14 protein-coding genes are annotated in these 26,117 nt (G+C 76.1%); 5 read left to right on the top strand and 9 right to left on the bottom strand.

Translation table 11 applies throughout. From position 1 onward, the window contains the following. Positions 1 to 382: 382 nt before the first annotated feature. Genes HCN51_RS24775 through HCN51_RS24745 form a run of 7 tightly spaced genes read right to left on the bottom strand, consistent with a single transcriptional unit; the run spans position 383 to position 17,999 of the window. Positions 383 to 2,887, bottom strand: coding sequence for a class I SAM-dependent methyltransferase (locus HCN51_RS24775; RefSeq protein WP_168011979.1), 2,505 nt, complete (start codon positions 2,885 to 2,887; stop codon positions 383 to 385). Next, positions 2,874 to 4,382, bottom strand: a complete 1,509-nt coding sequence (locus HCN51_RS24770) for an ABC transporter ATP-binding protein (RefSeq protein ID WP_168011977.1) — start codon at positions 4,380 to 4,382, stop codon at positions 2,874 to 2,876. Before HCN51_RS24770 ends, HCN51_RS24775 begins: the two co-directional genes overlap by 14 nt. After that, positions 4,379 to 5,164 (bottom strand): ABC transporter permease subunit, encoded by a 786-nt coding sequence (locus HCN51_RS24765; RefSeq protein WP_346433773.1) that lies wholly within the window; start codon positions 5,162 to 5,164, stop codon positions 4,379 to 4,381. Before HCN51_RS24765 ends, HCN51_RS24770 begins: the two co-directional genes overlap by 4 nt. An 8-nt stretch (positions 5,165 to 5,172) precedes the next feature. Continuing rightward, complete coding sequence (locus tag HCN51_RS62365) at positions 5,173 to 6,108, bottom strand: ABC transporter permease (RefSeq protein WP_346433772.1); 936 nt, start codon at positions 6,106 to 6,108, stop codon at positions 5,173 to 5,175. 1 nt (position 6,109) lies between these two features. Beyond that, entirely contained in the window at positions 6,110 to 7,633 is a 1,524-nt protein-coding gene (locus HCN51_RS24755) for an ABC transporter substrate-binding protein (protein WP_168011971.1), read from the bottom strand. Between the two features lie 2 nt (positions 7,634 to 7,635). Beyond that, a complete protein-coding gene (locus HCN51_RS24750) occupies positions 7,636 to 14,151 on the bottom strand; it encodes a type I polyketide synthase (RefSeq protein ID WP_168011969.1) in 6,516 nt (2,171 codons plus the stop codon). Beyond that, positions 14,148 to 17,999 (bottom strand): non-ribosomal peptide synthetase, encoded by a 3,852-nt coding sequence (locus HCN51_RS24745; RefSeq protein ID WP_206067699.1) that lies wholly within the window; start codon positions 17,997 to 17,999, stop codon positions 14,148 to 14,150. The genes HCN51_RS24750 and HCN51_RS24745 overlap by 4 nt, the downstream gene beginning before the upstream one ends. Positions 18,000 to 18,111: 112 nt before the next feature. Between HCN51_RS24745 and HCN51_RS24740 the strand changes: the two genes are divergently transcribed. From HCN51_RS24740 to HCN51_RS24730, 3 genes are read left to right on the top strand one after another with little or no spacing between them, the layout of a single operon-like run. Next, the gene (locus HCN51_RS24740) at positions 18,112 to 19,314 is read left to right on the top strand and encodes a class I SAM-dependent methyltransferase (RefSeq protein WP_168011957.1); all 1,203 of its coding nucleotides are present in this window, start codon (positions 18,112 to 18,114) and stop codon (positions 19,312 to 19,314) included. Positions 19,315 to 19,340: 26 nt separating this feature from the next. Beyond that, positions 19,341 to 21,287 carry a phosphopantetheine-binding protein gene (locus HCN51_RS61465; RefSeq protein ID WP_168011955.1) on the top strand — a complete coding sequence of 649 codons (1,947 nt, stop codon included), beginning with the start codon at positions 19,341 to 19,343 and terminating at the stop codon, positions 21,285 to 21,287. Further along, the gene (locus HCN51_RS24730; RefSeq protein ID WP_168011953.1) at positions 21,284 to 22,357 is read left to right on the top strand and encodes a saccharopine dehydrogenase NADP-binding domain-containing protein; all 1,074 of its coding nucleotides are present in this window, start codon (positions 21,284 to 21,286) and stop codon (positions 22,355 to 22,357) included. Before HCN51_RS61465 ends, HCN51_RS24730 begins: the two co-directional genes overlap by 4 nt. Positions 22,358 to 22,399: 42 nt before the next feature. Here HCN51_RS24730 and HCN51_RS24725 read toward each other — a convergent pair whose 3' ends face one another. Beyond that, positions 22,400 to 23,911 (bottom strand): FAD-dependent monooxygenase, encoded by a 1,512-nt coding sequence (locus HCN51_RS24725; RefSeq protein ID WP_168011951.1) that lies wholly within the window; start codon positions 23,909 to 23,911, stop codon positions 22,400 to 22,402. A gap of 79 nt (positions 23,912 to 23,990) precedes the next feature. On the opposite strand from HCN51_RS24725, the gene HCN51_RS24720 reads away from it, so the two are divergent. Next, positions 23,991 to 24,440: a MerR family transcriptional regulator gene (locus HCN51_RS24720; RefSeq protein ID WP_168011949.1), complete on the top strand. Its 450-nt coding sequence runs from the start codon at positions 23,991 to 23,993 to the stop codon at positions 24,438 to 24,440. A gap of 89 nt (positions 24,441 to 24,529) precedes the next feature. Here HCN51_RS24720 and HCN51_RS24715 read toward each other — a convergent pair whose 3' ends face one another. Continuing rightward, positions 24,530 to 25,387 (bottom strand): LysR family transcriptional regulator, encoded by an 858-nt coding sequence (locus HCN51_RS24715; RefSeq protein ID WP_206067730.1) that lies wholly within the window; start codon positions 25,385 to 25,387, stop codon positions 24,530 to 24,532. A 79-nt stretch (positions 25,388 to 25,466) separates the two neighbouring features. Between HCN51_RS24715 and HCN51_RS24710 the strand changes: the two genes are divergently transcribed. After that, positions 25,467 to 26,024 (top strand): cysteine dioxygenase family protein, encoded by a 558-nt coding sequence (locus HCN51_RS24710; RefSeq protein ID WP_168011945.1) that lies wholly within the window; start codon positions 25,467 to 25,469, stop codon positions 26,022 to 26,024. Positions 26,025 to 26,117 lie beyond the last annotated feature (93 nt).

Below are 26,117 nucleotides of genomic sequence, written 5' to 3'. Positions count from 1 at the left end.
GGCAGGAGGAGGCGGGCGGAGGGCCGGGGGGATGGTGCGGCGGGGGGGGGGGGGGCGGGGCGGGGGGGGGGGGCGGGGGGGGGGGGGGGGGGGGCTTTGCCGGCCCGTTTCGGGGGCCCGGGCACGGTGCCCCTCCGCGGCCTCACCGGCGTCGCCGCCCCCGGGGGGGGCGGGGCGCGGCGGGGGGGGTGGGGGGGGCGGTCTGGGGGGAGAGGGGGTGGTCCCGCCCGGGGCGGCCCGGGGGGTTGGGCTGTTCCCCCCGGCCGGGTAGGGCGGGCCCGCGTTGGGCTGCCCCCGGCTGACCGGTACGGGGGGCCCGCGCGCCCGCCGTACCGGTGGCTCAGAGTCGTCGCGACGAACAGGGTTCTGGGCGCGGCCCGTCTCAGAGTCTCGTCGCGACGAACAGGTGCTGGGCGGGCGCGGCCAGCGGGGAGCCGGCGCGCGGCAGCTCCAGGATCGGGCGCAGCCCGGCCTCCGCCAGCTCCGCCGGAAGCTCCCGTCCGGTGAGGAACACCCGGCCCGTGCCGCCGCGGCGGTCGCCGGCGCCGAGACCCGGCTCCCCTTCCCTGGGGGACAGCAGGAACTGCATGGTGGCGAGCACCAGGTAGTGCTCGCGGATCGCCTCGGTGAGCACCAGCAGCCCGCCGGGGGCCAGCAGCTCCCTGATCCAGCGCAGGGAACGTCCGGCGTGGCGGGCGCAGTGCAGCACGTTGGCGGCGATCACCACGTCGGCGCCGGCCCGGACGGCTCCCTGGGCGACGAGGTCGGCGTTGATGTCCAGCAGGGCGTAGCGGAGCCGGTCGCCGTACCGGTCCTCGGCCGCCATGGTGAAGAATCTGGACACGTCGGTGAACAGGTAGTCCACTCGCGCGTCGCCGAGCCCGTCCAGGGCCGCGGCGGTGCTGCCGCCCGCGCCGCCGCCGAGCTCCACCACGCGCAGGGGCCCGGTGCGGGTGGCCGCGGCCCGCCCCACCACCTGGCCCATGGCCGCGTTCAGGTAGGTGTTGGAGACATTGTGCTGGTCCTTGCCGAGCGAGGTGAGCAGGTCCCCGTCGGGGAACAGCAGGGCCTGCGCCATGATCTCGTCCCGGAGCAGCTCGGGCAGGCGGGCGAGCGCGGTGCGGTAGAAGGTGGCCATCTGCGCGGGGTAGCCCAGGTCGGCGCAGGCGCGATCCAGATCGGCCGCGGAGTCCTCCGCCGCGTCGCCCGGGGTCACGGTGGCGAACCGGCCGTCGTGGTCGCGGCGGACGGTTCCCTCGGCGGCGAGCACCTCCAGCCAGCGCCGGACGATCCATTCGTGCCGGGGAGCCACGCCGAGCGCCGCCATGATCTGCTCGGCCGTCCGGGGCGTGCCGGGAGGCGCGACGCCGGCGACCAGCCGGGTCAGCGCCCGCAGCGCGATCTCGTCGAAGCGCCGGACGGCGGGCGGCAGGTGGGTGAGCGCGGAGTCGGGCACCGGTTCCGGGGCCCGCCCGATCAGGTGGGTGAGCGCGGAGTCGGGCACCGGTTCGGGGGCCCGCCCGATCAGGCGGGCGAGGGCGAGGCGGCCGGCCCGGTCGGCGTCGGCCGCCTCGCGTGCCACGCTGGCGGCGTCGTGCCCGGGGCCGCTGGGCGTCCGTACCGTCAGCCGCTCCGGGATCGGCAGCCCGGCCCGCCTGAGCTCCCGGCGGGCCACCTCCGCCAGCCGGGCCCGCGCGAACGCGCCGAGCGGCTCGTGCGGCCGGCCCACGCCGGCCAGCGCGTCGAGGGGCGTGGCCCCCGCCGCGGCCGGGATCGCGACCTGCAGCCGCATGGGGTCGTCCGGGTCCAGCAGCACCGCGCCGTCCCTTCCCCGCAGCGCGGCCCGCAGGCTCGCGCCCGTCGGGGCGCCGTGCTCGAACAGGCCGTTGGGGATCCCGGCCACCCGGACGGGACCGCTCAGCCGGGCCAGGGCCGCCATCGGGTCGGGCCCCAGATCGTCCCAGTGGCGGAGGGCGGCGGGCGGGCTCTGCGGCGGCTCGACGTGCAGCACGGCGTCGAAGCGGTAGCGGGTCAGCTCGGTGTCGTCCGTGAGCGTCTTGGCGAACAGGCCGATGGTGACCCGCCGGCCCGCGCTCGCGACCGCCGCCGCGAGGGTCGCGGGGTCGAACAGCAGCTCGGTGTCGGCGGCGGCGCGCTGCGCGGCCCGCTCCGCCGATCCGGCTTCGAGCAGGCGGCAGTGCTCGTCGAGCAGCCCCGAATGGCGTACGTCCCCGACGACGACGGTCCCGCCCGGGGTCACGAGGCCGATGGCGTCGTGGAGCACGGCCGCCAGGTACTCCACGCTGGGGAAGCACTGGGTGACGGAGTTGAGGAGCACGCAGTCGGGCCGCTCGCCGAGCCCGGCCAGGGCGGCGCGCACGGCGTCGCCGCCGATCTCGTGGGCGGCCGCCCGTACGACGGTGACGCCGTCCAGGCCGAGCCCGTTCAGCCGGGTCACGACGTGCTCGGCGAGGTCGGTCCCGACGTAGCCCTTGAGGTGCGGGTGGAGGCGGTGCAGCAGCATGCCGGTGCCGCAGCCGAGCTCCAGCAGGCGGGACGGCCGGTGCCGCAGCACCAGCTCGGCGGTGCGGTCGGCCCACTCGGCCATGTGCCCGGCGGGCAACGGCCGGCCGGTGTCGGTGGCGCGCCAGCCGGACAGGTCGAGGTCGGGACGGTGCGCGCCCTGGCCGGAGCGGTAGGTCCAGTCGTAGACCTCTTCCCAGTGTTCGAGGTGCTCCGCCACCAGGTCGCCGAGGACGGGCGGCCGTCCTGGCTCGCGCCGCACCGCCAGCGCCGCGGGGTCGGCGGTGACGGCGAGCCCGCCCGTTCCCGCCGGGTCCACGCGGGCGATCCAGGGGTGAGCGAGCAGGGGTTCATAGGACGTCAAGGGATGGCCTCCGGTCGTGAGAGCAGGGACGGGGACGCAACCGGCCTCCTTCCAGCCGCAGCACGCGGTCGGCGCGGGCGGCGACGGCCGGGTCGTGCGTGACCGCGAGGACGGCGAGGCCGGTGTCGTGGCGCAGCGTGTCGATGAGGTCGAGCACCTGGGCGGCGGTCCGGGCGTCGAGGGCCGCGGTGATCTCGTCGGCCAGCAGCACGGCGGGATCCCCGGCGAGGGCCCGGGCGAGCGCGACCCGCCGGCGTTGCCCTCCGGAGAGCGCGGCCGGGTAGCGGTGCGCCAGCTCCGCCGGCAGCCCGACGACGGCCAGCAGGTGCAGGGCGTGCGCGCGGGCGGCCCGGCGCGGGAGCCCGCGCAGGGTGCGCAGGGGGCGGCCGAGTGCCGCGCCGACGGTGCGGGCCGGGTTGAGCACGTCGAGGGGGTTCTGCCCGACCAGGGCCAGGGCCCGGAGCGCGGCCGGGCCCCGCTCGGTCACGGGCCAGGGCAGCGCTTGCCCGGCCACGGTGGCCCGCCCTCGCTCGGCGGGGTGCAGGCCGGCGAGCACGCGCAGCAACGTGCTCTTGCCCGAGCCGGACGGCCCGAGCACGGCCACGCTCTCCCCCGCCGCGATCGTGAGGCCGGCGTCCGACAGCAGCGGCGCCCCGCCGGGCGGCTGCGCGATGGTGAGCCCGTGCGCCTGCAGCACCGGTGTGCCGCCCGGCGCCGCCCTTCCGCCCGGCGCCGCCCTTCCGCCCGGCGCCGCCATTCCGCCCGGCGCCGCCATTCCGCCCGGCGCCGGTTCTCCGCCCGTCAGGAGGATCGGCGTCCGCGGTAGGACGTCGTCCCTCCCCTCGGGGTCGAGCCGTACGACGTGGTCGGCCAGTTCGCGGACCACGGCCGGGTCGTGGGAGACGATGAGCGTCACCGAGCGGCTGTCGCCGCGCCGCCGCCGTACCTGCTGCAGGGCGAGGGCGAGCGCGGCCGGATCGAGCGCGCTGGTGGGCTCGTCCAGCACGAGCAGTTCGGGATCCGCCGCCAGCGCGCGGGCGAGCGCCACGCGCTGCGCCTGCCCGCCCGAAAGCTGGTGCGGGCGGCGGCGGCCGATCTCGGCGGGGTCCAGGCCCACCTCGGCGAGCGCCCGCTCCGCCGCTCCCGCGTCGCGGGCGGCTCCGGGCAGCGCCTCGCGCACGGCCGCCCGTGCGTCCAGCAGGGGGTGCAGCGCCGAGGCCGGGTCCTGGCCGAGGAAGCCGACGGTGCGCCGCCGCCAGCGACGCGGGGCCCGTACCGGGGCGCCGTGCCAGGCGATCTCGCCGCTGACCCGCGTCAGGCCGGCGGGCAGCGCTCCCAGGACGGCTCGCAGCACGGTCGTCTTGCCCGCCCCGGACGGGCCCGTCAGGGCGAGCACCTCGCCGGGCGCGATCCGCAGGCTCAGCCGATCGACGATCGGCCTTCCGGCCCGGTCGGCGACGGTGAGCCCGCGAACGGCCAGCCCGTCCCGCCTCATGACCGGCCGTCCCCGAGGGAGTGGGAGAGTGCCGCCACGCTGCCGGCCAGGACCGCCAGGGCGGCCGCCGGCGCGATCGTCGCCGCGGCGTTCAGCCCGAGGCCCGGCAGGTTCTCGCGGAGCATGGCGGCCCAGTCCGGCGCGGGCGGCGCCGGCCCGAACCCGAGGACGCTGAGCGCGGCGGCGAGCTGCACGGCCAGCACCAGCCGCTGGCCGAGGTCCGCGCCGACGAGCCCGGCGTGGGCGGGCAGGACCTCGCGCAGGAGCACGGCGCCGCCCCGCTCGCCCCGTGACAGGGCCGCCTCCACGTAGCCGGCGTGCCTGGCCGTGGCCGTGGCGTCGGCGACCACCCGCAGGGTCAGCGGCGTGCCGCCGAGCACGGTGCCGGCGACCACCGCCGCGGGCCCCGGCAGCGTCACCACCGCGAGCAGCGCGAGCAGCAGCAAGGGCAGGGCCAGCAGCAGGTCGGCGGCGCTCGCGGCGGCCCGGCCGAGCCGGCCGCGGCTCCAGCCCACCCACAGCCCGCCCGCCACGCCCAGCGCCGAGGCGGTCGACGCGGCCGCGATCGCGGTCAGGGTCAGGTCCCTGCCCCCGGCCAGGACCCGGGCGAGCACGTCCCTGCCCAGCGCGTCGGCGCCGAGCGGCAGCCCGGGGCCGGGCCCGGACCACGGTGGCGCGACGATCGCGGCCGGGTCGTGCCCGGCCACCGCCGCGCCGCCGAGCGCCACCAGGAGCATGCTGCCGGACACGGCCCCGAGGACCAGCACCTGGGGAATCGGCACCGAGCCGGTCATGGGCGGGCCGTTTCGCGGTGAAGGGCGGAGGCGGCGGCGAGGCCGGCCACCACGACGGCGGCGGCCAGCAGGGCGACGCTCTGCACGACCGGTACGTCCCTCGTCGCGATGGCGGTGACCAGCAGCTCTCCGAGCCCGGCCAGCCCGAACAGGGTCTCCGCCACGGCGGTGCCCGCGACCAGCCCGCCGACGGTGACGGCGAGGAGCCGGGTGGCGGGCGCCGCGATCATCGGCAGCACGTACCGGAGCGCGATCGTGACCGGCGGCAGGCCGCGCAGCTCGGCGTCGCGCACGTAGGGCCGGGCCAGCACGTCCGCGATCGCCCCGCGGAGCAGGGCGGCGCCGTAGGCGGCGACCGGAAGCGCGAGCGTGAGCACGGGCAGCACGAGCAGGTCGGGCCGGCTCCAGGCGGGCTCCCCGGCGGGCAGCATCGAGACCGGCGGGAACCACCCCCAGGCCGCCGACAGCCAGGCCACCAGCGCCGCGGCCACCACGGCCTGAGGCAGCGCTGCGCCCGCCACGACGACCGCGTTCGCCGTCCGCCGCAGCCACCGGGGGCCGCGCACGGCGGCCCAGGCCAGGGCCGCCATGAGGGGCACGCCGGCCGCGAGGGCCGCCACGGCCAGGGCGAGCGTCACGCCGGCCCGCTGCGCGACCAGCTCACCGATCGGCCGGCCGGTGATGAGCGACACTCCGGGATCGCCCCGCAGCACGTCCGCCAGCCAGCCCAGGTAGCGGACGGGCAAGGGGCGGTCCAGCCCCTGCTCCGCCCGCAACCGGGCCAGCTCGCCGGGCGCGGCCCGGCCGCCGCCGAGGACGTCGGCCGCGTCACCCGGCAGCGCCGCCGTGCACAGGAAGATCACCACCGAGGCGGCGGCCATCAGCAGGACAGCCCTCGCGAGAGCGCGCGCGGGCCACGGCGATCGGGCCACCTCAGCCGTCCAGGCTCACCTGGTCGATGAACGCCGAGGCGAAGCCGATCCCCTCGGGCACGCCGCTGAGCCCGGCCCTGGCCAGGTCGAGGCGGTCGCTGAGCGCCCAGATCGCGTAACCGCCCTGGTCGCGGAGCTCGGCCTGCAGCTCGCCCAGGAGCCGGTGCCTGATGGTGTCGTCCGGCTCGGCCAGGGCCCGGTCGAGCCCGGCCGACCAGGCGCGGTCCCGCCACGCGGTCTCGTTGGCCGGGGAGCCGGGCGTGAGGGCCACCCGCACCACGTCGAGGAACGGGATGCCGCCCAGGTAGCTGATGTAGAAGGGCTTGCGGCCGTAGACGGCGGAGAAGTAGGTGTCGGCCGGCTCGACGGCGACCTTGACCCGCATCCCGATCTCGGCGAGCTGCCGGGCGATGAGCGTGGCGGCGCTGTCCATGCCCGGGTAGGCGGTGGTGGTGTGCAGCGTGAGGTCGGCGCCATCCGCGAGACCTGCCTCTGACATCAGCTTCCTGGCCCGGCCGAGGTCGCGGGTGCGCTGCGGCAGGGCCGCCGGGCTGGTCGGGTCCTTGGGGGTGATGAGGTCGTTGCCGAGCTCGCCGTAGCCGAGGAAGACGGTGTCCAGGAGCTGCTGCCGGTCGAGGGCGAGCCGGACGGCCTCGCGGACCCGCGGGTCGTCGAAGGGCTCGGTGTCGGTGCGCATGACCAGCGGGTACAGGGTGGCGCCCGGCCGGCGCAGCAGCCGCACCGCGCGGTTGCCCTCCTGCTGCCTGGCCAGCGTGGCGGGCACGCCGCCGGCCAGGTCGACCTGGCCGGACAGCAGGGCCTGGGCGCGGGCCTGCGGGTCGGGCACGGCGCGGACCTCGATCGTCCTGGCCGGCGGCTTGGGGCCCCACCAGGTGTCGTTGCGCTCGTACGCGACCGCCTGGGCACCGCCCCTGTCCGTCGGGCGGAACGGGCCCGAGCCCGGCACCGGCCTGCCGAAGTCGTCGCTGCCCTCCGGCACCACGAACGTGGCGCCTTCCAGCGCCTTGCCGACCTCGGCGTAGGGCTTCCTGGTGACCAGCTCGAAGGTGGTGTCGTCGATCACCTTGGAGGCTTGGAGGTCGAACATGGCCATGCGGCCGAAGTTCTCCGCCGCCTTCTTGCCCATCCGGCGCAGCGAGTACAGCGCGTCCGCCGCCCTGACCGGGCGGCCGTCGGAGAAGGTGGCGTCGCCGCGGATGGTGATGCGCCACTTGGTCAGGGTGGCGTCGGGCCGCCACGCGGTGGCCAGGCGCGGCTTGGTGGCGCCGTCGGCGCCGGGAACGGTGAGGACGTCGTACGTCAGGGCCATCCTGACGACGTCGCTCTCGCCGGGCAGCAGCCCGTGCGGGTCCGTGACCGCGTTGGACGGCGAGCCCGGCGCGGCATAACGCACCGTACTGGCGGATGGAGACGCGGTGCCCGCAGGCGCGGTACCGGAACAGCCCGCCAGGAGGGCGACCGCGGTGACGACCGCCGCTGACCGGCGGCGGAGCTGGGTGTGCATGGTTACCTTTCGCGAAGTCGCGCCAGCGCCCTGTCGAGCGCGGCGTTGATCAAGCGGGCCACGGCGGGCAGCACAGGAGCGTGCAGCAGGCCGTAGTGGTGGGCGTCGACGCCGGCGGCCTCGACCGGGCCGGCCAGGTAGCGGCCCCAGCCGAGGTCGGGCCGGCCCGGCGGGGTGTCGTCGACGCCCATCCCGATGCCGGAGTTGCGGGGTGAGGGCCGCTCCGCCCGGATCAGCAGCGTCACCGTGTCCGGGTCGGCCAGCCGCCGCGGGGTGTGGGCGGCCAGCGCGCGCAGGTGCCTGGCGAACACGGCCACCCGCCCCGCCAGGTCCTCGCCGCGGCCGAGCAGCCGGTGCTCGCGCAGCCGGTCGGCGACCGCCGCCATGCGCCGGTCCGGGGGCACCTCGCCGATGCTCAGATCGATGCCGAGGTACGCCTCCAGGGCGTGCAGGTGCCGGACCGTCACCTGCCATGCGAGCTCGGCGGCGTCGCGGCCGGGAACCTCGCGAATGAGCGCGGGGTCGTTGGAGTCGAGCAGGGCCAGCAGCGCGGTGCGCCGGCCACGGGCGTGCAGCTGCCGGGCCATCTCCTGGGCCACGGTGCCGCCCATCGACCAGCCGCCCAGCAGCCAGGGGCCCTCCCCCGGTCCGCCGGAGGCGTCGATCGCCCGCACGTACTGCTCGGCGATGCCCTCGACGGTCTCCGGCCCCGGACCGTACGCGCCGGCCAGCTCGGGGTCGGCGAGCGCCACGACGTCCACGCGGCGGTCCAGCAGCCGGGACAGCTCGGCGTAGCACAGCACGTCACCGCCCGAGGGGTGGGCGAGGTACAGGGTGGGCCGGGCCGCTCCGCCGGGCTCGGCACGCAGCGGCAGCACGATGTCCCGCGCCGGGCTCGCTTGGGCCGCCGCCGCTCGGGGAGCGGGCTCCGGGCGCGACGGTGGCGGGAGGTCGCCGGGTGACGGTGCGGCACGGTCAGGCGGGGGAGCGGCGTGCCCGGGCTCGCCACGGGTCCAGGCGGCGGGCGAAGCGGCCAGCTCACGTACCCGGGCCACGTGCGCGGCGATCGCCGCCTCCAGCTCGTCGCCGGGCAGGACGCCGTCCAGCGCGTCCCATTGCAGGCGCAGCTCACCGTCGTGTTCGAGCACCTGGTGGTCGAGCCAGGTCTGCGGGGTCTGCGAGAGCGCGTACACCTGCTCGCCCGCCCACTCCAGCCGGCCACCGCCGTCCAGCATGTCCGTGATGCCGAGCGCGCTGGTGAACACCACGGGCACCGGCCGCACCTCCCCGGTCCTGGCGGCCTGCTCGGCGAGCACGTCCAGCGCGGAGAAGCCGCGGTGGTCCAGGTCGTCGAACATCCGCGCCTGCGTGGCGGCGGCGCGGCCGGCGAAGGTTGGGGCGGGCTCGGCGGGCACCTCGTGCAGCAGCAGGGAGGTGAAGTCACCCACGACCCGGTTGACGTGCGGGTGGATGGCCGGGCGGTCGAACAGGGTGAGCGTCACGCAGAACCCGGCCGAGCCCGACCAGCGGGCCAGGACGTCGGCGTAGACGGTCAGCAGCGCCGCCGCCGGCGTGACCCGGTGCCGGGCGGCGGCGGCACGGAAGGCCGCCCATTCCGCGTCGCCGAGCCGGGCGGAGCGGCGGACGAACCGGGGAGGCTTCCCGTCCGGGTCGCGGACCGGCAGGCGGGGCGGGCCGGGGAGCGTGTCGAGGCGTTCGCGCCAGTAGCGGGCGGCCCGCTCGTCGCCCGTTCGCTCCAGGGCGGCGGCGCAGGCCGCCGGGTGCAGGTCCAGCGGTGGCAGCGGGTGGTTCGGTTCGGTGTAGAGGGCGTGCAGCTCGGACTCGATGATCCACCAGCTGGCGGCGTCGCAGACGAGGACGTCCACCCCGATGAACAGCCTGATCACGTCGCCGGGCAGCCGGGCCGCCTGGATCTGCGCCAGCGGCCAGCGGTCGGGCGGGCCGGGCCTGGTGGACAGCCGCTCCCGCAGGACCGCGAGCCGTCGTGCCCGGCGCTCCGGGGTCATATCGGTCAGGTCGTGCACCCGGATCCGGTAGCGCGGCAGGTCCTCCAGCACCCGCAGCCGTCCTTCGGGCGTGGCCACGGCGCGGAGCATGGGGTGGCGGTTCACGACCTGGTTCCACGCCTCCTCGAAACGGGCGAGGTCCAGGCCGTGGCAGTCGTACTCCAGGTAGAAGTGGCAGGGCAGGTCTCCCCACTGGTAGCCGCCGTCCCGCCCGATCCAGTAGGCGTGCTGGACCCGGGTCATCGCGAACGTGCCGTCGCCGTCGAGCACGCCCTCCGCCGGCGTGACCCCCTGGTCCGGCCGGGTGTCCGCCGACTCGACCAGCCTGGCGACGCCGGCCACGGTGGGCGCGCTCAGCAGGTCCCGCATTCCGGGCCGGACGCCGAAGCGCTCGCCCAGGGCGGCCAGCATCCGCACGCCCAGCAGGGAGTGGCCGCCGAGCGCGAAGAAGTCGGCGCCGGGATCGGTCACCGGCGCGCCGAACAGCTCCGACCACAGCTCGGCCACCACCCGCTCGGCCGGGGACAAGCGCGTCACGTCACCGCTGGGAGCCGCGATCGTCCGGGGCCGGCCCGCCTCGGCGACGCGCGGGTTGAGATCGGTGGCGGCGACCGACACGACCGGGGGCAGCGTCCCGGACTCGCGCGCGGCCAGCAGCCGGTCCAGCGCCTTGGTGCCGGTGGCCGCGTCGAGCGCGTCCTTGAGGACGACGGTGGCCTCGGTGCCGTTCCCGGCCACCCGCCAGCCGTCCCAGACCGCGCTGACCCAGCGGGTGGGGCCCGGTGCGGCGCGGCCGAGCGCGTCCATCGCGGCGTTGGCGGCCGCGTAGGGGCCCATGCCGACGCCGCCGACCAGCGTGGTGACCGAGGACATGAGCAGGACCGTCCGGGGACGGCGCTGCGCCGGCAACGCGGCGATCGCGTCCCTGAGTGCGAGCGCTCCCCCGGCCTTGGCCCGTACGTGCTCGGCGGCCTGGCCGGCGTCGAGCGAGCGCAGGGGGTCCAGCCGCGCCCCCGCGACCACGCCGGCCGCGTGCACGACGAGCTCGATCGGCCCGTCGGCGGACAGCTCCTTGATCAGGGCCGCGGTCGCGGCGGGATCGGTGGCGTCGCAGACCCGCACGTCAGCGCCGGTCTCCGCACCCTGGCGGTGCGCCGTGCGCGAGGTGACGACGACGCGGTGCCCGCGCGCGGCCAGGTGGCGGGCGAACAGCTGGCCCACCGCCCCGAGACCGCCGGTGATCAGTACGGTGCCGGGCGGCCCGGCGTCCTCTCCGGTGGCGGGCGGGGTCCATGGCGACAGGCGGCGCCGCCACCGGGTGGCGCCCCGCAGGGCGATCTCGGTTCCCGTCCCCTCGCCGCTCGCTAGGGCGCCGAGCTCGCGCAGCACGGCCTGTGCCTCGGTGGCGGGATCGGCCGGCGCGCCCAGGTCGAGCGTGGCCCATCGCAGGCCGGGCTGCTCCTGGCCGAGCACCCGTGGCAGCACGCGCAGGGCCGCCTGCGCCGGGTCGGGCGCGGGATCGCCGCCCACCTGCTCACCGTGCCGGGTGATCAGGAGCAGGCACGGCTGCCCGGGCTGCTCCGCCGCCGCGGCGGCGACCTCGCCGCCAAAGGCCGGCACGGCGGCGGCGACCTCGCCGAAGGCCAGCACGGCAGCAGCGATGGTATCGGGGTCGCCGGCTTCGGGGTCGTCCGCCGTCACCGCGATCAGCCCCGCCAGGGGATCGGTACTGTCGGCCGCGTCCAGGCGGTCACGCAGCTCCGCCGCCAGGGCGCCGGCGCCGATCACCGCCCAGCGCCCGGCCGGGAGCGCGGCCGGGCCGGTGGGCAGGATCTGGCTCCAGACCGGGACCTGCAGCGGCTCGTCCGCGTCGATCTCCGATGAGGTGCCCGCGGCGGGCGGGTCGATCCACAGGCGGCGGCGCTGGAAGGCGTAGCCCGGGGCGTGCACCCGCCGCCGGCCGGCCGCGGGCAGCGCGGCCAGGTCCACCGGCCGGCCGTGGGCCCACAACGTGCCGGCGGCCTGCCGCAGGCTCGCCGCCTCCGGCTCGCCCGGCAGCAGCGTGGTCACCACCGCGCGCAGGCCCGGCAGGGCGTTCCTGCGGGCCAGGGTGGACAGGGCGCTTCCCGGCCCGGCCTCCAGGACCAGGGTCTCGTCCTCGACGGCCGCCCGCAGGGCCTGCGCGAAGCGTACGGGCTCGCGCAGCTGCCGCGTCCAGTGGCGGGCGCCGGCCAGCTCCGCGCCGATCGGGGCGCCGGTGACCGTGCTGAACACGGGCACGGTCGGGGCGCCGCCCGTCAGCCCGGCCAGGGCCGCGCCCAGGCCGGGCAGCTCCGGATCCATCAGCCGGGAGTGCATCGCGGCGTCCACCCGCAACCGGGTGCCCGTGCCGCCAAGCTCCTCCGCCAGCCGGTCGATGGCCCGCGCGGGGCCGGACACCACGCACGCGGCGGGGGCGTTGACGGCGGCGACGTCGAGATCGGGGTGGTGGGACAGCAGCTCGCGCACCTCGTCCTCGCCGAGCGGCAGCGCGAGCATCGCGCCGCCGCCGGCGGCTCTGGCCGCGGCGGCGCAGCGGGCGGCGACCAGCCGGGCGGCTTCGGGGAGCGGCAGCGCGCCGCTCACGGCCGCGGCGGTGCACTCGCCGAGGCTGTGCCCGACGAGGGCGTCGGGCACGACGCCCCACGACGCCAGCAGCCGGGCCACCCCGTACGACACGGCGAAGACGGCCGGCAACCCGAAGGCGGCGTCGCGCAGGCGTGACCCGGCGATTTCGGGGTCCATGGCATCGCGGACGTCGGCGCCGAGCAGCGGGCGCAGCAGCTCCGCGCACTCGTCCACGGCCTGCGCGAAGACGGGCTCGTCCCGGTAGAGCTCGCCGCCCATCCCCGGATGGGCGCTGCCCGCGCCGGGGAAGGCGAACACCAGGCGCGGGGCGGCGGCCTTGACGGGGGTCGCCGCGGCCAGGCCGGCCCGGCCCACGCCCGCCACCCGGTAGGCCAGCTCGGCACGCCCGGTGGCCAGCGTGTAGGCGAGATCGGCCTCGTCCGGCTCGGGCCCGAAGGCGAGGTCGGCCTCATCTGGCTCGGGCGCGGACGCGACGGCGCGGGCGGTGGCGAGCGCCGCTTCGGGGGTGGCGGCGGAGACCGCCAGCACCTGGGGCCGCCGGTCGGCGGGGGCGGGCGGACGCTGAGGGGCGGGCCCGAGCACGGCGTGGCAGTTGGTGCCGCCGATGCCGAACGAGCTGACCCCCGCCAGGGGCGGCGTGTCCCAGTCCCGCGTCTCGGTGACGACCTCGAACGGCGAGCCCTCCAGGCCGAGCAGCGGGTTGAGCGGGTGGGCGTGCAGCGACGCGGGCAGCACCCGGTGCCGTACGGCCAGGACGGCCTTGATGAACGAGGCGATGCCCGCGGCCGAGTTGGCGTGCCCGATGTTGCCCTTCACGGAGCCGAGCCCGCACCAGGCCGGCCCGGTGTCGCCGAACACCCGCCGCAGCGCGGCCACCTCGATGGGGTCGCCGAGCGCGGTGGCGGTGCCGTGCGCCTCGATGAGACCGATCTCGTGCGGCGCGGCGCCGGCCACCGTGAGCGCTTCGGCCACGGCCCTGGCCTGGCCGCGCGGCGACGGCGCGGTGAAGCCGGCCTTGTCGGCTCCGTCGTTGTTCACCGCCGAGCCGTGCAGCACGGCGAGCACCGGGTCGCCGTCGGCCAGCGCGTCGTCCAGGCGGCGCAGCACCACCACACCGGCTCCTTGGGTGTAGACGATGCCGGTGCCGTCGGCGCTGAACGGCCGGACCGTGCCGTCCGCCGCGTACACGCCGCCGGCGACGTGCACGTACCCCTGCCCCTGCGGCACGATCAGCGACACCCCGCCGGCGAGCGCCGTGTCGCACTCGCCGGACAGCAGCGACTGCGCGGCCAGGTGCACGGCGACCAGCGAGGTCGAGCAGCTCGACGCCACCGCCACCGCGGGGCCCGTCAGGTTCAGCCGGTAGGCCGTCTGCAGCGGCAGGTAGTCGGCCTGGGTGGAGATCGCCGTCTGCAGGCTGCCGAGCGGGTCCCGTCCCGCGCCCGTCGGGTTCCACCGGCCGGCGAGGTTGCTCGCCAGGTAGGCGCTCTGCATGGCGCCGGCGAAGACGCCGACCGCGCCGGCCGCGCGTCCGCCGCCGTGGCCGGCGTGCTCCAGCGCGTGCCAGGCGCATTCGAGGAACAGCCGGTGCTGGGGGTCGAGCAGGGCCGCCTCGGCGTCGGTGAATCCGAACGGCTCGGGGTCGAAGTCCGCCTGCCCCTCGATGAGCCCGCCCACGGGGACGAAGCCCGGGTGCGCGCGCAGCCTGCCCGGCACGCCCCTGGCGGCCAGCTCGTCGTCGGTGAACCTGGTCAGCCCCTCGCGGCCGTCCCGGAGCAGCTCCCAGTACGCGTCGGCGTCGGGCGCGCCGGGGAAGCGGCAGGCCAGGCCGACGACGGCGATCCGGTGGTCAGCGGCGGTCATCCGGCGAGCTCCGCCGCACGCGCCCGGGCCGCGCGGCGGGCGGCGGCCTGGTCAGAGGCGGGTCCGGTCTGTGCTGGCGGGGTGGCGGGCGCCTGCCTGCGGGCGGTGATGAAGGCGGCGAGCTCCCGGACCGTGGGCCGGGCGAACATGTCCACCACGGTCAGCTCCTCGTCGAGCTCGGCTCTGAGGGTGCGGTGGGCGAGCACCATGGTCAGGGACGAGGCTCCCAGCCGGAAGAACGGCGTGCTGACGTCGACCGGCGTCTTCAGCAGCTCGCTGAAAACCCTGGCCACGACCCGCTCCACCTGCGGATCGGGGCCTGCGAGGGCCGGCTGCGGCATGGGGGAGGACGTCGCCGGAGCGGGCGGCTGGTCCTGCTGGGACGCGGCATGGAGGCCGGCGCCGGGCGTGGCGAGCGGTCTGTCGGCGCCACGGGCGGGTGGCCCGCCTGCGGCGCTGCTTGCGACGTCACGGGTGGGCGGTCCGCCCGCGTCGCCGTCGACGACGAGCTCCATCACCCCGTCGGGCGACACCGTGAGGGTGAGCCGCAGCCCACGGGTGACCGTGGCGCTGACCGCCTTCGGCGGCGTCGCAGGAGGCGCCTGCGCGGGGAGCCGTTCGGCCGGCACGACGGCCTCGGCCGGGCTCCCGGAGCGCTGGTAGGGGTTGGCGAGCGCCTTGTAGTCGATCTTGCCGTTGCCGGTGATCGGCAGCGTGTCCATGAGCAGGAACCGGTTGGGCACCATGAAGCTCGGCAGGCTCGCCCGCAGGGCCTCGGCCAGCTCGTCGTCCGACGGCGGCGCCGCGGGGTCGGCGGGCACCACGTGGCAGACCAGGCGGGGCCGGTCGTCGGGCCCGGGCACCGCGCGGGCAACCGCCTGCCGCACGGCGGGGTGCCGGTCGAGCGTGGCCTCGATCTCGCCCAGCTCGATCCGGTGGCCGCGGATCTTGACCTGCCGGTCCAGCCGGCCGAGGAACTCGATCGTCCCGTCGTACCGCCAGCGGCCGAGGTCGCCGGTGCGGTAGAGGCGGCGGCGCAGGACGGGGTGGGTGATGAACCGCTCCGCCGTCTGCGCGGGGTCGCCGACGTAGCCGCGGGCCAGCCCGTCGCCGCCGATGTGCAGCTCGCCGGGCTCGCCCACGGGGCAGGGCCGGCCGTGCTCGTCGAGGATGTGGAAGGACTGGCCGCCCAGCGCCCTGCCGTACGGGATGCTCGGCCAGGACGGATCGACCTGCCCGATGGGGTGGCAGATGGACCAGATCGACGCCTCGGTCGCGCCGCCCAGGCTGACCACCTCGGCGTCCGGTGCGAGCGCCCGCAGCCGGTCGGGCAGCGTCACCGGGATCCAGTCGGCCGACAGCAGCACCAGCCGCAGCGTGGAAAGCGCCTCGCGCACCGCCTCCGGCTCCAGCTCGGCGTACTCCACCAGCATCTCCAGCAGGGCGGGAGCGGTGTTCCACACGGTCACGCGGTGGCGGGCCATCAGCTCCAGCCAGTGGCCGGGGTCGCGCTGGCGGTGGGCGTCGGGCAGGACGACGGTGCCGCCGGAGCCGAGCACGGAGAAGATGTCGTAGACCGACAGGTCGAAGCTGTAGGCCGACAGGGCCAGCACCCGGTCGTCCGGGCCGAGGGGGAAGCGGCCGTCGAGGTCGTCGAGGGTGGTGCGGGCGGCGCGGTGCTCGATGGCCACGCCCTTGGGCCGCCCGGTCGAGCCCGAGGTGAAGATGGCGTAGGCGAGGTCGCCGGGCGCGGGCCGCCGCGGCTCGGCCTCCTCCGGCAGCCGCAGCACGCCGTCGGCGTCGAGCCGGTGCACGACGACGGCTTCCGGCCAGGCGGTGGCGTCGGCGTCCGGTGCCAGCAGCGCCGTCCTGATCGAGGCCTGCTCGCTCAGGGAGGCCACCCGGCCGGCGGGCCAGGACGGCTCCACGGGCACGTACCCCGCGCCGCTGGCCAGCACGCCGAGCAGGGCGGTGACCTGGGCGATGCCCTTGTCCGCCACGACCGCCACCAGGTCGCCCGGCCCGATCCCGAGCGCGGCCAGCGCGCGGCCGGTACGCAGGGCTCGCTCGGCGAGGTCTGCCGATGTCACCTCGCGGGTCGGGTCGAGCAGGGCGGGCGCGGACGGGGTCCGCTCGGCGGCGGCGCGCAGCGGGTCGTCCAGGAGCGGGCCGGCCCCGTCGAACGCCCCGGCCGGCACGTCCTCGTCGGCGCGGAACGACGGGTCCCAGCCGAGCGCGGGGTCCGTCCACAGCTCAGGCTCGGTGGCCAGCCGGCGCAGGAGGCGGACGTGCGCGGCCAGCATGCCGTCGACGAACCCGGCCGGCAGCGCGCCGTCCACGGCGTCCCACGCGATGCGGAGCCGGCCGTCCTCGTCCCAGACGATGTGGTCCAGCATGACCTGGGGCGTCTGCGAGACGCCGAAGACCTCGGTGCCGAGCCAGGCGGCAGGCGGCTCGCCCGGGCCCGCCAGGCCGATGCCGCTGGTGAAGACGACGGTGTGGGTGGGCACGGGCAGGCCAGTGGCCGGGTCGGTGACGCGGGGGCGCTCCCCCGCCTCGATCGCGGCGCGCAGCGCCTCCATCCCGGAGACGGTCCGGTGGTCGAGATCGGTCCAGAACCGGCGGTTGACGGCCGCGGCGTAACCGGCGAAGCCGTACCAGCGGCCGGGGTCGGCGACGGGGATCTCCACCAGGACGGTGCTGGTGAAGTCGCCGACGATGCCGTCCAGGCCGGGGGTGTCGTCGCCGCGGGCGAGGTCGTCGCGGTCGAAGAGGGTGGTGTTGAGGCAGAAGGGGTCGCGGGCGCCCCAGCGCTGCAGCACCAGGCCGAAGGCGGCCAGCAGCAGGCCGGTGGGGCTCAGCCCGTGCGCCGCGCCCTGCTTGCGCAGCTGCGCCCACTCCTCGGCCGGCAGCTCCGCGGCGTGCCGGACGAGGCGGTGGCCGCTGAACTCGGCCGGGCCCCGGGTCCACGGCAGGGCGGGGCCGTCGGGCAGGCTCGGAGCGCGGCGGGCCCAGTAGGCGGCGTCCAGCTCGTGGCGCCGCCGTTCGGCCGGGTCCGTCAGCCGGCGCCGGACGAGGTCGGCGAAGCCGAGAGGCGGCGGGGGCAGCTCCAGGCCGGGATCGGCCGTGTACCGGCCCCACTCCCTCATCAGCCGCATCCAGCTCATCAGGTCCAGGGCGAGCACGTCCACGCCGACGAACAGCCGGGTGCGGCCGTCCGGCAGCAGCGCCGCCCGCAGGTCGAACAGCGGCCACCGGTCGGCGGGCAGCACCTGGTGAGAGCACTGCGCGCGCAACGCCTCCAGCGCCCGCTCGGCCCGTTCCGGGCTTTCCCCGCGCAGGTCGGTACGGGCGATGACGTAGTCCGGCACCTGGTCGAGCACGGTCTGCCTGGCCTGGCCGTCCACCACCATGCGCAGCATCGGGTGCCGCCGGACGAGCCGGTTCCACGCGCTCTGCAGGCGGTCGAGGTCCGCTTCGGGGGAGCCCGGCGGCACGCGGTCGTACTCGACGTAGTAGAAGGTCGCCACTCCCCCGAGCGGGAACGCCGGATCCCGGCCGACCAGGTAGGCGGTCTGGATCGGGGTCAGCGGGAAGGACTCCCCGGCCTCGGCGGGCTCGTCCGGGACGAGGCCGGCGGCGACCGTCCGCGCGGTCGCGGAGCCGAGGAAGGCCGTCAGCGGAAGCTCTAGCCCGGACTCTTCCATGAGACGCCGACGCAGGCGCACGGCCGTGAAGGACTCCAGTCCCAAGGCGGTGAGCGGGGTGTCGGGGTCCAGGTCCGAGGGCCGGAGTTCCAGTACGTCGGCCAGACAGTCGAGCACTTCTTCGACGGTGGCGGAACCCAAGGGTGACCCCTTTCCGAGCATGGCAATGGAAACGGTTTTCATTGCTACACGTCTTCGTCGGCTTTGTCCAGATCTTGAAAATGATTACCGTTATTTCATACGATCTCGCCCCATGTCGCTCTTGAACGACCGTGCCGACGGCGCGGGGCACGCCGCCATCGCCGGTGCCGACCTGAGTGGCGCGGCCGGAGCCGTCGAGGACCTGGACCGGCTGATCCTGCTGGGTCTCGCGGCCCACCTGCACCGGCACAGCCGCCTGGGCGAGGCCACGGCACACCAGCCCCGCCTGTCCCCCGGGCCGGGCCAGGACCTGGCGCGCCAGACCTGCCCGTACCCCGGCCTGGGCCGGGACGCGGCGCACGGGGCCGACACGATCGCGGGCGATCTCGGGGCCGCGCCGCGGCACCGCTGGATCGCCGGCCACTGGCTGGCCGAGCTGCACGAGGCCGGCCTGATCAGCAGGGACGCCGCGGGCCGCTACCACAGCCTGTACGGCCCGCGCCGCGCGGAGCTGGCCACCGCCCGCGCCCGCATGGAAGCCGCGCGGCTGGCGCTCGGGTACCCCGCCGAGCTGGCCGAGCTCATGCTGCGCTCGCTGCGGCTGCTGCCCGCCCTGCTGCGCGACGAGATCGGCGTACAGGCGCTGCTCTACCCGGACGGCGAGCCCGCCACCGCCGAGGCCGTCTACCGCGGCAACGTGATCAGCCGCTACCTCAACGCCGCCGCCGCCGAGGTGGTCCGGGCTCAGGCGGAGCGGGCCACCCGGCCGCTGCGGATCCTGGAGCTGGGCGCCGGCATCGGCGCCACCACCGCCGACCTGCTGCCGGCGCTGGCCGGCCGGCCGGTCGAGTTCTACCTGTTCACCGACCTGTCCCCGTTCTTCCTCGACACCGCGCGGCGCCGCTTCGAGGCCGGCTTCCTGCGCTACGCCCTGCTCGACATCGCCCACGACCTGCCAGGCCGGCCGGGCGAGCTGGACCTGATCGTCGCGGCGACCATGGCACACAACGCCCCGCACGCCGGCCGCCTGCTCGGCCAGGCCGCCGCGTCGCTCGCCCCCGGCGGCCGGCTGCTGCTCATCGAAACCGTCCGCGAGCACCCCCAGTCGCTCACCTCGATGCCGTTCGCCCTGTCCACCCAGGACGGGCCGCCGCACCGGCTCGACGCCCGGGCCGGCACCACCCGCACCTACCTCAACCGCGAGGAATGGCTGGGAGCGCTGGAAGGCTCCGGGCTGCGGGTCGAGGTGGACCTGCCCCGCCCCGGGGACCCGCTGGCCGCGCTGTCGCAGCGGCTGCTCGTCGCCACCCGCTGATCACCAGAACTGATGGGAGTACACGCATGAAGGAACTGGCCGAGATCTGGTCGGAGCTGCTCGGCCTGCCGCCGGACGAGATCCCGCACGACGTCGGGTTCCTGCGCCTGGGCGGGGACTCGGTGCTGGCGGTCCGCATGTCGGCGCTCGTCCGCAAGCGGCTCGGCGTCGCGCTCGCCCTGTCGGACGTGCGGGTCGAGACCACCCTGGCCGACCTGGCCGAGCTGGTACGCCGGCACGCCTCCGGCGGCGCGCCCGCGACCAGGGCGCTGCCGCTCACCGTCACGCCGCGCCCCGACCCGCACGCCGAGTTCCCCCTGCTCCCCCTCCAGCAGGGCTACTTCGTCGGCCAGCAGGACGGCTGGGAGCTGTCCTACGACTCGGCCCACTACTACCTCGACTACGCGCTGACCGGCGTGGACGGCGACGAGGCCGCCGACGCCCTGACGGACGCCGTCGAGCGGCTCGCCGCGCACCAGCCCACGCTGCGGGCCCGGGTCACCTCCGACGGCCGCCAGCACGTCCTGCCCGCTGACGCGCCCGGCGCGGTGCCCCAGGTCCGCGTGTACGACCTGCGCGAGGCGTCCCCGGACGAGATCGACACGGCGCTGCGCGACGTACGGCAGGAGATGAGCACCAGCGGCCCCGACCCCACCCGCGGGCCCGGCATCGACGTTCGGCTCACGCTGCTGCCCGGGGACGATGGCCGGCTGCACCTCGGCCTGAGCCTGCTGATCTTCGACGGCTGGTCGTCCAGCGTGCTCAGCCGCGACCTGCTCACCTTCGCCGCCGACTGGAACGCCACCCTGCCGCCCCTGGACATCCACTTCGGCGACTACGTCACCTCGCTCGCCGACCTGCCCGCCACCGAGGCCTGGCAGGCCGACCGGGACTGGTGGTGGTCGCGGCTCGACACGCTGCCGGGACCGCCGGCGCTGCCCCTGGCCGCCGACCCCCAGGAGGTACGGCCGGTCACCATGGGCAACCGCGAGCACCGCTGGAGCGCCGGGAGCTGGGCGGCGCTGCGCCGGCAGTGCACCGACCGGGGCGTGACCCCGTCCACCGCCATGCTGACGGCGTTCGGCGTGGTGCTGGCCCGCTGGGCCGGGCACCGCCGGATGTTGCTGAACTCGCTGCAGCTCAACCGCCTGCCGATCCACCCCGAGGTGCAGCGCGTGGTGGGCGCCTTCGCCGCGACCATGCTGCTCCCCCTCGACCTGGCCGCCGAGGCCACGTTCGCCGAGCTCGCCGCCACCGTGCAGGCCACGTCCGGCGAGCACGCCGCCCACAACCTGATCACCGGGGTCGAGGTCGGGCGCGAGGTGGCCCGCCGCCGCGGGAGCTGGCGGCCGGTCGGGCCGGTCGTCTTCCAGAGCGTGCTCGGCGTGGACGCGGCCATGGGCGGTGGGCCGCCGGAGGAGGCGGGGCCGCTCGGCCGGGTGGTCGCCTCCGACTACTTCCACCAGCTGCGCACGCCTCAGGTGGCGATCGAGGTCCGCTGCTTCGAGCTGGGCCCGGAGATGGTGGCGGTCTTCTCCCTGGTCGAGGAGCTGTTCGAGAGCGATCAGGTGACGGCGGCGTTCGACGAGTTCGTGGCGCTGGTCGACGCCCTCGCCGACGGAAGCGGCTGGGACGTGCTGCCCGGGCTGCCCGGCACCGCGGAGCCGGCACCCGGCGGCGGCCTGCGGCTCGGCCTGCTGCCCGAGCCGGCCGTCCGCCACCGGGAAGGGCCGCCGGCCGGCGACCTGGAGCAGGCGGTCGCCGACGTGTTCGAGGAGCTCCTGGAGGTGCCGGTGCTCGACCGGGCCGCCGACTTCTTCGGCCTCGGCGGGGACTCCCTGCTCGCGGTCCGGGCGGTCGTGCGGCTCGCCAAGGAGGCCGGCGCGTCCGTGCCCGTGCGCGAGTTCCTGTCCGACCCCACGGTGGCGGGGGTGGCCGCCGCCGTCCGCTCCCGCCTTGGTGACCAGCGGTGATCGGGATCCTGGGCGCCACCGGCGCGGTCGGCCGCACGGCCGCGCAGCGCATCGCCGCCTACGGCCTCGGGCCGCTCCGCGTCGGCGGCAGGAACCTGACGAAGGCCGCGGACCTCGCCTCCTCGCTGCCCGCTCCCGCGCACGCGGTCCGGGTCGACCTGAACGATCCCGCCGGGCTGGCCGCCTTCTGCGCCGGCTGCCGGATCGTGGTCAGCTGCGCGGGGCCCACATACCAGGTGCTGGACACGGTCGCCCGCGCCGCCTTCGCCGCCGGCGCCGACTACGTCGACATCGGCGGCGAGCTGGCCGCCAAGGACGCGCTCACCGGCGACGGCGTCGCCGGTGACCGGACCGCGGTGTTCTCGGCCGGCGTCATGCCCGGCCTGTCCGGCCTGCTGCCCCGGCTCCTGGCCAAGGGACGCCCGCCGCGCCGCCTCGACGTGTACGTGGGCGGTGCCGCCGTCTTCACCCCGCTGTCCGCCGTGGACGCGCTGCTGACCCGGGGGCCGAGGTTCGGCGAGCCCATGGCGGCCTGGCGGGAGGGCCGGGTGGCCCCCGGCACGCTGGCCCCGCTGCACCAGGTGCGGCTGCCGGGCTTCCCGGTGCCCGTGCACGCCTGGCCGTACCTCACCACCGAGGCGCAGACCCTGGCCATCGACACCGGGGCCGGCGAGGTGCGCGCCTACAACGTCTTCGTCTCCAACCGCCTCCCCGAGGCCCTGGCCGCGGCGTGGGCCGAAGCACCGGACGCCCGCCCCGAGACGCTGGCGCCGTACGCGGAGAGCGTGGTGCGCGCCTCCCTGCGGGACAACGCCGACTTCGGCGCCTTCTACGTCATGCTGTTCACCGCGCGCCCCCGTCCCGGCGCCCCGCCGGGGCCCACGAGAGTGTTGCTCACCGCTGTGGACTCCTACGCGTTGAGCGGGGTGGTGATGGCGCTGGCCACCCGCGCGGTGCTGTCCGGCTCCGTCCCGGCCGGCGTCCACCTGGCGGCCGAGGTGCTGGACCCCGACGCCACCGCCGCCGCCCTGCGCGAGGACGCGCTGGTGACCGGTCTCACCATCGAATAGGGCCGCCGGCGATCAGGAGAAACGGAAGGGCGGGGCCGTCGGTCAGCGGTGGCGCAGGCCCAGGTCGCGCAGTGCTCGCCTGAGGGACTCGGGTGCGGTGCCGTGCCAGGCGACGAAGCCATCGGGCCTCACCAGCGCCGCGCCCTCCACGGCTTCGAGCTCGTGAACGTGCACGTCGATCCCCAGGGAGGCGACCGCCGCCGGCCACCGGTGCTCGCCCGGGCCGGTGAACAGGGTCCAGTGCGAGCCGGCCAGGTCGAGCGTGGAGACCCGGCCGGCCGCGGGCGAGTCGACCCAGCGGTGCGGGAGCCGGCGGCCGGGGCGGATGGTGTCGTCCAGCACGTCAGGCTCAGGGCTGTCGTGTGGGGGGTAGGCGTAGAACATCATGCCGCGCAGGTAGTCGGCCGCGATCTTGTCGTACAGGGCGTCCGGGCCGCCGTCCAGCGCCTGGTAACCCTGGTGCAGGCCGCGGGAGAGGTTCAGGGACGCCCGGGCGGCGGCGCGGCGCTCGGGCTCGTAGGTGTCGAGCAAGGCCGGGGCGAACGACCCGTGCAGGACCGCGGCCAGCTTCCAGGCGAGATTGTGGCCGTCCTGGATGCCGGTGTTCATGCCGAGCCCGCCCGCCGAGCTCTGCACGTGGGCGGCGTCACCGGCCAGGAAGACCCGGCCGTCCGCGAAGGAGGCGGCCATGCCGATGGCGGCCTCCCAGGCGTTGACGGCGTGCAGCTCGATCCGGACGCCGTCATCGCCGATCGCCGCCCGCAGCAGGTCGATGGTCTTGCTCTCGGTCAGTTCGGCCAGCTCATGGGGCTTGCCGGGGTAGTCCATGATGTGGGACGACCACTGGTCGTGCCCGTTCTTCGACATGAGCGTCGCGTACACCGCGTCGTTGCGCACGAAGCACATGTGCGTCCCCCACTCCCGCAGCACGGGCCCGAGATCGGCGCGGAAGAACGCGGTGTTGAGGCGGGCGATGACCTCGCGGTCGGGAACGGCGATCCCCAGACGCTCGCGTACGTCGCTGTTCGCCCCGTCCGCGCCGATGAGGTAGCCGGCCCTGATCTGCCATTCCTCACCCGTGGCGACGTCGACGACCTGCGCGCGCACCCGGTCGGCCTCGGGGACGAGGTCGACCAGCCGGGTGCCGAACCGGACCTGGCCGCCGCGGCGGCGCACCTCGTCCAGCGCGATACGTTGCACCTGGTCGTGCGTCAGGATCAGGCGCGGGTTCACCGGGCTGCAGGTCTCCAGCCTGGCGGCGTAGCGCTCCGGCAGCCCGCCCCGGTGCACGGTGGCGCCGAACCCGCTGTCCTTGAACACCGTGCGCATCGGCGGGCCGCCTTCCCAACCGGCCTCCTTCAACTCCGGCTCCAGCCCCATCGAACGGAACACCTCCAGCGTGCGCAGGCTCGTGCCCGCCCGGGCCACCTCCGAGATCCCCTCCCGCTTCTCGACGACCAGCGGCCGGACGCCCCAGTGGGCCAGGAACAGCCCCGTCGACAACCCGACCGGCCCGCCGCCCACCACCAGCACCGGCACATCCTCGATCCGCATCGCCCGCTCCCTTCAGCCGTTCCGTGGCGATCGGTGTCCACCCTGCACGCTCAAGTCGACTTGAGCGCAACATGGAGGCATGACGGACGAGCGCTACTCGATCAGCCAGGTGGCCCGCTGCTTCGGCGTGCCGGTCTCCACCCTGCGGTACTACGACGACCTGGGCCTCCTCCCCGCCGCCGAACGCCGGGGTAACGTGCGCCACTACGGCCACGAACAGCTGCGCCGGCTCGCGCTCATCCAGCGCCTGCACCACCGCGGCCTGGTCAGCCTGGCCGACACCGCCACGCTGATCACCGAAGACCCGCCCGCGGACCAGCCCTCCGGCCGCCAGGTCCTGATCGCCTCCATCGAGGCGATCAAGACCCGGATCCAGGACCTGCACCTCGCCCAGCAACTCCTCGAACACCTGCTGACCTGCCCGACGGCCGATCCCGTGCGCGAATGCACCCACCTGCGCGCCGAACTCGGCCAGGTGGTCGACCACGCACTCGCCGCGCTGCGTCCCCCACCGCCGTCCCGCCCATGAATCCGCGACACCCGGTCACGACCAGGACGAAGCCTCTCGCATGCGCGAACGCACGTGACCGGGCGGCGGGGGAAGGTCGCCGGCAGGCGCTAGGTGATCGCCCTGAGGATGTCGAGCAGGGCGGTGGTCGCGGGCGGGTCCGGCGGCTCGCCGTAGGTGGCGGCGTAGATGTGCCGGGCGTTGCCCGGCATCTCGGTGGCGTGCACCCCTGGCGTACGGTGGGCCTGGAGGGCGAGCCCCGGCAGGGTGGCGACGCCCATGCCGGCCGCCACGAGCGTCTGGACCACGACCATGTCGTCACTGCTGTACGCGATCCGCGGCGTGAAGCCCGCTCGCCGGCAGGCGGCGACCATCGTCGCGCGGCACCGCTCGCACCCGCCGACCCAGGCGGAGTCGCGGTGGTCCTCCAGCCGCTGGCCCGGCTCGCGGCTGATCAGGTAGAGCGGGTCGTCCAGCAGGTGGGTCAGCCGGAAGCCCTCCTCCTCGTCCGGGGTGTCGGCGTGCCGGAACACCAGGGCGAGGTCGACGTGCCCGGCGCGCAACATCCGCAGCCCCTCGCCCGGGTGCACGTCGACCAGGTTCAGCTCGATGCCCGGGTACGACGCGGACAGCTCGGCCGCCGCCCTGGGGACGATCGTGCTGAGGACCGTCTGGAAACCGGCGACCCGGACCCGCCCGGCCCGCAGCCCGACGTGGGCGGCCATCTCGGCGGAGGCCGCCTCCACCCGCCCGACGATCTCCCGGGCCCGCTGCGCCAGAACCTCGCCTTCGGGGGTGAGCCGGATGCCGCGCCCCACGCGCTGGATGAGCCGGGCCCCGATCGAGGACTCCAGCCGCCCGAGGTGGTGGCTGATCGAGGGCTGGGAGTAGTGCAGCTCCCTGGCCGCCTCGGTCACCGACCCGTGACGGGCGACGGCCTCGAGAACCCGCAGGTGCGTCAGGTTCATCACCTATCAAGTTTATCTATGGGACGCGGGCGCTTTTGGCATTGGACGTCATGAGCCTCGGAGCGCCAGCATCGTTGCCATGACCGAGCAGCCGACCACCCCCGCCGCCACCATCCGCACCGGCCCGCCGCCCAGGCCCGGCCTGGCCGAGCTGGTCGCCCGCATCCGGTCGCACGCCTACGGCCAGGCGGCCCCGCACACCATCGCCGAGCAGGTCGCCGGCGTCCTGGCGGAGACCGGACCGGACGCCGGCCTCCTCACCCTGGCCGAACGGGCCGGCTCGCCCGACGGCTACACCCGGCACACCCTGCACACCGAGGCCGCGTTCTCGGTGTCGGCCGTGGTGTGGCGGCCCGGCCAGGTGACGGAGATCCACGACCACCTGGTGTGGTGCTCGTTCCAGGTGCTCCAGGGCGCCGAGACCGAGACCCTGTACGACATCGACGGCGACCGCCTGGTCGAGATCGGCGAACGGCACCGGCCCGCCGGCTCGGTCAGCGCCGCCGCGCCGCCCGACGACATCCACCGGGTCCGCAACACCGGTGAGACGGTCGCGATCACGCTGCACGTGTACGGCGCCGACCTCAGCAACGGCACCAGCGTGCGCCGCGTCTACGAGCAGCGCCACGATCGCTGACCAAGAAATCCGGGACGCGGGCCGCCGAGGATGTCGAGAACGCCGTCCCGGCTCCGTCCCAGGGATACCGGCGGCCACGTACCGGCCGCATGA

The sequence above is a fragment of the Nonomuraea composti genome (genome assembly GCF_012034275.1).
Classification (GTDB): Bacteria; Actinomycetota; Actinomycetes; order Streptosporangiales; family Streptosporangiaceae; genus Nonomuraea; species Nonomuraea composti.
This window is presented reverse-complemented; position numbering and strand designations above follow the sequence as displayed.